The sequence below is a fragment of the Longimicrobium sp. genome (genome assembly GCF_036280135.1).
In the GTDB taxonomy this organism is placed as follows: domain Bacteria; phylum Gemmatimonadota; class Gemmatimonadetes; order Longimicrobiales; family Longimicrobiaceae; genus Longimicrobium.
Map to the genome: position 1 here is coordinate 1 of NZ_DASURI010000252.1, position 6,842 is coordinate 6,842.

6 protein-coding genes are annotated in these 6,842 nt (G+C 64.6%); 3 read left to right on the forward strand and 3 right to left on the reverse strand.

Annotated elements, in window-relative coordinates; all coding sequences use genetic code 11:
- The 3 genes from VFZ20_RS07770 to VFZ20_RS07780 form a co-directional block, all read right to left on the reverse strand.
- Positions 1 to 1,925, reverse strand: a 1,925-nt coding sequence (locus tag VFZ20_RS07770; protein WP_329683282.1) for a VIT domain-containing protein, incomplete at its 3' end; no start/stop codon positions are given.
- Between the two features lie 194 nt (positions 1,926 to 2,119).
- Positions 2,120 to 2,977, reverse strand: coding sequence for a DUF4435 domain-containing protein (locus tag VFZ20_RS07775; RefSeq protein ID WP_329683283.1), 858 nt, complete (start codon positions 2,975 to 2,977; stop codon positions 2,120 to 2,122).
- Positions 2,974 to 4,320: an AAA family ATPase gene (locus VFZ20_RS07780; RefSeq protein ID WP_329683284.1), complete on the reverse strand. Its 1,347-nt coding sequence runs from the start codon at positions 4,318 to 4,320 to the stop codon at positions 2,974 to 2,976. Before VFZ20_RS07780 ends, VFZ20_RS07775 begins: the two co-directional genes overlap by 4 nt.
- A 529-nt stretch (positions 4,321 to 4,849) precedes the next feature.
- On the opposite strand from VFZ20_RS07780, the gene VFZ20_RS07785 reads away from it, so the two are divergent.
- The 3 genes from VFZ20_RS07785 to VFZ20_RS07795 all read left to right on the forward strand — a co-directional run bounded on the left by VFZ20_RS07785 (position 4,850) and on the right by VFZ20_RS07795 (position 6,681).
- Positions 4,850 to 5,020 carry a hypothetical protein gene (locus VFZ20_RS07785; RefSeq protein ID WP_329683285.1) on the forward strand — a complete coding sequence of 57 codons (171 nt, stop codon included), beginning with the start codon at positions 4,850 to 4,852 and terminating at the stop codon, positions 5,018 to 5,020.
- Positions 5,021 to 5,330: 310 nt separating this feature from the next.
- Positions 5,331 to 5,957, forward strand: coding sequence for a hypothetical protein (locus VFZ20_RS07790; RefSeq protein ID WP_329683286.1), 627 nt, complete (start codon positions 5,331 to 5,333; stop codon positions 5,955 to 5,957).
- A 103-nt stretch (positions 5,958 to 6,060) separates the two neighbouring features.
- Positions 6,061 to 6,681 (forward strand): hypothetical protein, encoded by a 621-nt coding sequence (locus VFZ20_RS07795; protein WP_329683287.1) that lies wholly within the window; start codon positions 6,061 to 6,063, stop codon positions 6,679 to 6,681.
- The last annotated feature ends 161 nt before the right edge of the window (positions 6,682 to 6,842 follow it).

A 6,842-nucleotide genomic window follows, 5' to 3' on the forward strand; every position in this document is an offset into this window, starting at 1 on the left:
TCCTCGGACGACACGGACTCCGCATCCTCCACCGAGCCCTCGTCCGCCTGCTCGCGGCGGGACAGGCGGAGAGCCTGCGCGTCGCCATCCGCCTCGTCCGGGTCCACGGCGTCGGCATCACCCGGATCTGCATCGTCCGGATCGGCGGAGGCCAGGCGGCCGCGATCGGAGGCGTCCAGGCGCTCGATGCCGTTCGGGCCGACGGCCAGGATCTCCGACAGCGCGCTTCGATCCAGGCCAAAGCGGTCGTAGTCGTCCTCCGTCTCCAGCACCAGCATGGTCGTGCGCGGCACCATCACGCGGTGCGCGATGCTGAGCTCCACCTGCTGCTGGGCCAAGCGCTGGCGCGCTTCGTCGCCGTCCGCGTGGCGCTCCTCCTCCTGCAGCCAGTCCAGGTGTGCGCGGTGGAACTCGCGCACCAGCAGCGGCCCGAACCGCGCGGAATCCAGCCCCAGCGGCGTGCCGATCCGCACCCCGTCGATGGCCAGCCGGCTCTCCTCGCCGTCGCGGACGCGGCCCAGGACGAGCACCTCGCCGCCCGGCAGCACGTCGTCCGCGCCGACGGCGTGCAGCGTCTCGGCGCCGGCGTCGCGCACCTCCAGCGTGCGGCCGGCGGGCAGCGCCAGGCGCGCGGCGGCGGCGCGGGCGTTGTCGTCCATCCGCTCCGTGAACGGCACGCGGACAATGCGCCCGCGCCCCGCCGTCACCTGCCGCAGCGTCAGCCCGTCCTCCCGCGCGCCCAGGACGAGCGCGCTGAGGGCCGTGCGCTCCGGCATCCGCTCCAGCGGGCGGAACAGCTCCGTGGGCGACGTCTGCCCCACCGTGGCCGCGCCGTCGCTCACGAGGACGATGCGCGCGTCCGGCCGCCGCGCCGCGCGCTGCGCCATGGCCGCCAGTGCGCCGTTCAGGTCCGTGCCGCCGAGGAGCCCGCGCGCCCGCACGAGCCCGCCCACGCGCTCCGCCGCCTGCCGCGGCGTGAAGGTGCCGAGCGAGACGACCTCCTGGTCGAACGCCACGAGCTCCACCTCGCGCCCGGGCAGCGCGGCCAGGACGGCGCGCAGGGCCGCCAGCCGGTGGTCCATCCCCTCCGCGGCGCTGGCGGACGTGTCCAGGAAGAAGATCCACCGCGTGCCGGGCCCGGCCGGCGGCGCGGGGGCCACGTCCGGCCGCACGCCGCCCAGGTAGTACGGTCCGGAGCGCACCTGGTACTCGCGCGGGGCGTCCGGGCGGGGGCTCCAGCGGAACTCCAGGTCCTCCGTGGGCGTGAATCGTTCGTTTTCCCACCGCAGCGTTCCGCCTTCCGTGCGGCTGCCCTCCGGCACGGAGCTGCCCACCAGCTGCTCGTGCGGCAGCGGCTGCACCACGGCGGAGACGCGCATCATCCCGATGCGCGGCAGCCCGCGCAGGGGCAGGCGCCAGGCGCGCACGCCGTCTTCCATCCGCAGCAGCCGCGTGTAGCTGAGCACCACGCGGACGGTGGTGTTGGCCTCGATGGGAAAGATGCGCGCGCTGAAGCGGTTGCCCTGGTCCTGCTCCAGCAGCGCGGGGTCGCGCATCTGGTGCAGGATCTCGGCGTAGACGCGGTTGGCGCGCAGGCGTTCCACGACCTCGCCCTCCATCAGCCGGCCGTTCACCTCCTTGGCAAAGCGGCTCACGGTGGCGCCTTCCGGCAGCACGGCGGTGAAGCGCCCCTCCATCCGCCGCCCGTGCGGGTTGCGGAAGACGATCTCCATCTCCGTGAGGGAAAAGACGCCGTGCACGGCCGCGCGCACGTCGAGCGACTCGATGACGAGCTCCTGCCCGTCCGGGTCCGAGAGCGCGATGGGCGCGACGGGCTCCTGTGCCTGCGCCCGCCCGGCGGTGAGCGCGAGCAGCGCCGGGAGTGCGAGCCGGAGGGCGGACCGGCGCGTCGTGTGTCGGGTCATGGGGATGTGTGGCGGGTGGATGCGCGGCCCTGGGCCGGGGGGGCGGCCGCGCGCCGGAAACAGCGTCGCATGGGAGGATACGTCCCCTCGCGCGATCTGCTACCCATGAGTAGTGAGGTTTGAGCCGTGGGCCTAAACGGCACGCATAAGAGGATTGGAGGCATCTACTGGACACAACACTCATTTACCTGCCTTCAACTACGCGCACACTGAACGACCGAATCGAGCAAGCCCGGATCGAGATCAAGTTCGGTATATCTCGCAAGGCGTACCTTCAACTGCTCGATTGTACCGGCGTAGGCTGCTTTCGTCCGTAGATGATGATAAAGGAGGGGCAGCAGGTATGTCTTGCCTGAGACAAACCGTATAAGCGCGATCGCAGGATCTCCGAAGCTCGTTTGCATCTCAGCGATGCGAGCATCAATTTCTTGGCGCGCAACGATTGACTCACATTCTCGGCAAAGACTCTCAATTCTCGCTGAGATTTTTTGTTCGTCAAGAACCGGACACAAGCCGCGTTGGGTACACAAGGTCATTACATTTCGGCCCACTGTCTCAAGTTGCGGCCTTATTTGTCGCGCCACGGCATAAGTCGCAAATAAGGGTACGAGCAGACGCGCCAGATCCGCGAAGAGCCTGTCCAACTCGAGAGTTTGTTCGACTTCCGCCCGTGGGGAGTTACTGAGACATTCGTAACCGATTTCGACTACAGCTCCGGCAGATACAACCAAATTCTCAGATGTATAAACCCCCAACCGATACAGGTACTTCAGATTGACCGGAGGAGTCTGCGTGAGCAGATCAAGATCACCGTCGATGATATACAATCTACGGCGCTCCGAGGGTAGTTGGTCGGCGGCACACTCGGCCAATACTCGATCCCTACCACCTAACTGTATCACTCGCGTAACGCGTGCATTGCCCTGCAACATACGACTCAATAGCACTTCGTACATGTTTCGCGATGCCCCGTCCTCGACATAGACATCAATGTCATTGTAAGAACGAAACAAAAAAGCTACTGCCTTCCGAGCGCGGTCAGGAAATCTCATCGTTTCACAGCAACACTCAGGTCAACACAATGAGCGAGATCATCCATGATAATCGCCGGGGAGTGGGTGGCGAGAATCGCTTGCAATTGCGGGTTCAGTGCTCGAATAGCAGGAACAAAGAGCTCCTGCCAGCGCAGGTGCAGTGAAAGTTCAGGCTCATCAACGATGAATACATTGGCACCTTGTGCAGCGGGATTAAACGCCAAATGAGTTAAGATGACGACGAGCTGGCTCTCTCCGGATGACAGTGCTGTGATCGGCCGGGTAGCACCGCCACGTATACTTACAACGAGGTTACCAGTACGAGCAAAACTAAGCGTCTTGTTGCTGTCACCGAGAAAATTGTTCACAATGTCCAAGTAATTATTTAATGGCTTATTTGCGCGCTGCGTGGCCGCGATATGCCGATCCACATCGCGCAAAATTGTTGTAAGACGGTCAAACTGCGGTTTATTCGTTATCCACTCGATATAAGCCACGGCACGGGGCTTATCTCTGCTCATTGCAATCTCTTTGAAGTCTTTAGGGAATGGTAGGAAACTAGAAATCTCACGAAGTTTCTCCACAAATGGATCCAAATACAGAGCGATCTCCTTTTCAGAGATCCCGATTTCTTTCAAGGTCGCGCGAACACTGGCGATATTCACCGGAGTAAGTGTTGGGGGAGTGGAGATGCTGAAATCTGCAGGTTCATACTTCAATGAACTAAGGATCAATTGTCGCTTGAGGCGATCAGCAAGTTCCCTATGACGAGCTTGGGTAGTCGTATAGCTTTGCTCAGCCATCGCGGCGGCTTCCACAAGGCTTCTCGAAAGCGATGACGAGAAAACGTTATGCGTACGGCGGCGGACAGCATGCACGAACGGTGAATCTGCTTGCGGGAAGAATGAACTCGCACGCCGTTCAAGTCCGAGAAACATCGGCGTGGGAAGTGCTTTCAAACGCCGGAGCACCGGATGAGCTGCCCGTCGCGCCTCTTGCTCCTGGTAGAAATCCGCCGCTTGGTCGCTGATTCTCCCTGAAGATATCGGCACCTCGTCCCTCAGAATGGGAATCTCCAGCGCTTCAGCGTCAACGGAACTAGAGAGAATGAGGCTCTCATCTGTTCTTGTTGCACCAATTTGGAGCAGCATTCCCTCGTGCTCGATCTCGACTTCCATTCTTGTATAACGCACCTGCGCAAGAAACGAGAGCGAGGGAGAAATCAACGCAGAGATACCAGTAACAACGGTCGTCTTTCCCGACCCATTTATGCCAGTGAGGAAGGTGATTTCGGAATCGAATTCTAGATCAAAGTCGAGATATCCGTGTATACCGCGTGCAGAAAATCGTTTGATCTTCATGGAAGCCGAGGAAAGTGGGGGATAGCGCGCACTTCCATAGATTTTATTTGGCAAAGTACATTCAGGCAAGGACCACCCGAAGTACCCGATTCAACTGTCGCTGGACTCCAGTTCCAGCAGAACGATACCGAGTTCCTCTATCCACTCTCGCGCCGATTGCGCCAGCGCCAGCCGCTAGTTTGGGGATGGCGAGCGGTAGGCGGAGCTCCAAGTCCAAGCAGGCACGGGCGACGCTGTTGCGCACAACGTCGCATGCTTCCGCGATGTCGTCGGCCGTGATCGTGGCCGCAGTCAGCCGGTCGGTAGCAGTCTTGAAGTCCATCGCTCCGTGGTGGGAGAAGTATTTAACAAGGCGAAGTATTGTCAGCATATTTGCATCCAGCAGGACGAAAAGCTTGGCTGGCCGATGGTCGCGCGAAGGCGCGAAGAACACTTCGGCCAGCCTTGATCGCGAACCGGCCCGAAGGCCACCTCGCGCGCCAAAGTTGCATGCCGCGCTGCGCGTATCCACAGACAGGAGAGTGGCACCATGGCACGTGCGCAGCAGGGCAAGGCTCTCGCCGCCGCGAACCCGCAGCCCGGGTGGGAGATCCGCAAGCGGCACCGCGACTGGATGGTCATCGATCCGCAGGGCGAGCTGGTGTGCATCACGGTGTACAAGTGCGGCGCGGAAGAGGTGGTGAGGCGCCTGAATACGTGAAGTGACGAGGCCCCGGCGAGCGGATCGCCGGGACTTCGTATCTCCCGCGATCAGAGAACGTCCTCCCCCGCCCCGCCCGGCGCATGGCCAACGTGTAGGGCGCAGCGGGCGTCCTAAATTGTCGACAATCATACACCGCCCGTGTCCACTCGGGATGACGCGCGCGTGATGGAGCGTCAGGTCGCGGGACGATCCAGCACTTTGCGCCGGAACAAGTTGCGCGTGGAACGGGTGGATGGCGCCTGGCTTGCCCTTCGTACGTCGCACGAACGCAGCACCTCTACGCGCAAATTCCACCGATCTCCGCACCATGATGAACACGCCCCTTCGCTCTCATCCGGCCGCGCACGCGGGCCGCTTCGCGCGCGCCGCCGCGCCCCTGCTGCTGGCCGCGCTCGCCGCCTGCGCCGGTGACGGCACCGGGCCCGGGGAGGCCAAGCCCGGCAGCGTTGCCTTCGCCTATTCCGGTTCGGGGCCGGAGGGCACCATCCAGGGCACGTACCAGGTGCTGCGCGACCCCGTCGGGCTCGTGCCGCGGCTGACGGAGTCGTACGCGCTGGGGCAGCGCGTGGAGAGCCAGGGCGTGCTGCGGGTGGTGGCCAACATGGCGCGCGAGGGGCAGCGCGCCGACTTTGCCCAGGTGACCATCCCGCGGCTGACGGTGGGCAGCGAGGCCATCACCGGCATCTGCCCCGGCGAGTCGTGCGCCGCCGTGTCGCTGGGCATCGACCTCGCGACGGGGGGCGTGTCGCAGGCAAAGTACAGCTGCTCGCTGGACCAGGGCATCATCCGGATCTTTTCCATCCAGAACGGTCGCGCCGAGGGCGAGTTCTCCGGCACTGGATCGTGCGTGGGCGCGCCGGGCACCGCGGACCTGGAGGAGTTCAGCATCACCGGCGGCACCTTCGACGTAAAGGTGCGGGACGTCCCGGGCTGATGGCGGACGGCTGGGCGAGCCGGACCGCCGCGGCTATGTTTCACCGAACGCCCGTTATCCGGATCCCGCTCCGGCCGCACGCCTCCGAAGCACGAAGCCGCGCATGACCCCTCGACCCTTCCCCGGTGATCGCGCCGGGTGGCTGATGCTGGCGCTCGCCCTGGCGGCGGGCGCCTGCGGGCCAAAGGCGCCGCGAACGGACCCGCCTCCCGTCCCGCTCGGAAGCGCGGTGCTGGTCCCGGCGAACCCCGCGTCCACCACGCCCACGGCGCCCCGGCGCGAAGCCATCTACTTCGTGGACAACCGGCCCGTGCCGGCGGCCGAAGCCCGCACCTACACCGGCGAGCGCATCGCGCGTATGGTGATGACGCGCGGGCCGGACGGCGGACCCGTCACGCGCATCTACACCCGGCCGCCGCCGGACCCCGCCCGCACCCCGCCGGAAGACGCGGGCGCCGTCCGCTTTCGCCCCGACGAAGCCCCGCCCATCTACCCCGCGCGGGACGTGCAGACGGGGGCGTTCTCGATGACGACGCGCGAGGGGTTCTCGGGGCTGGTGGTGGTCGACGGGGTGGTCTTCGAGCGGGAGGATCTCCAGGCGCTCACGCCGGACGACATCCACACGATGGAGATCATCCGGGGCTCCGACGCCGTGCGCGTGTACACCGACCCGCGCGCCCGCAACGGCGTCATCAACATCACGACGATGGCGGCCCGCCGCTGACCCACGGCCCGTCCCCAACGGATGACACGCAACGAGGAGCCCCGGCGCGGACGGCGCCGGGGCTCCTCGCTGCAAACCAGAGTTGATTTCCTGAGGGAGCGCTCGCGCAGACTCGCCTGTTCGCCCAGATTTCGCGCGCGACCGAAGGATCTCCTTCGCGG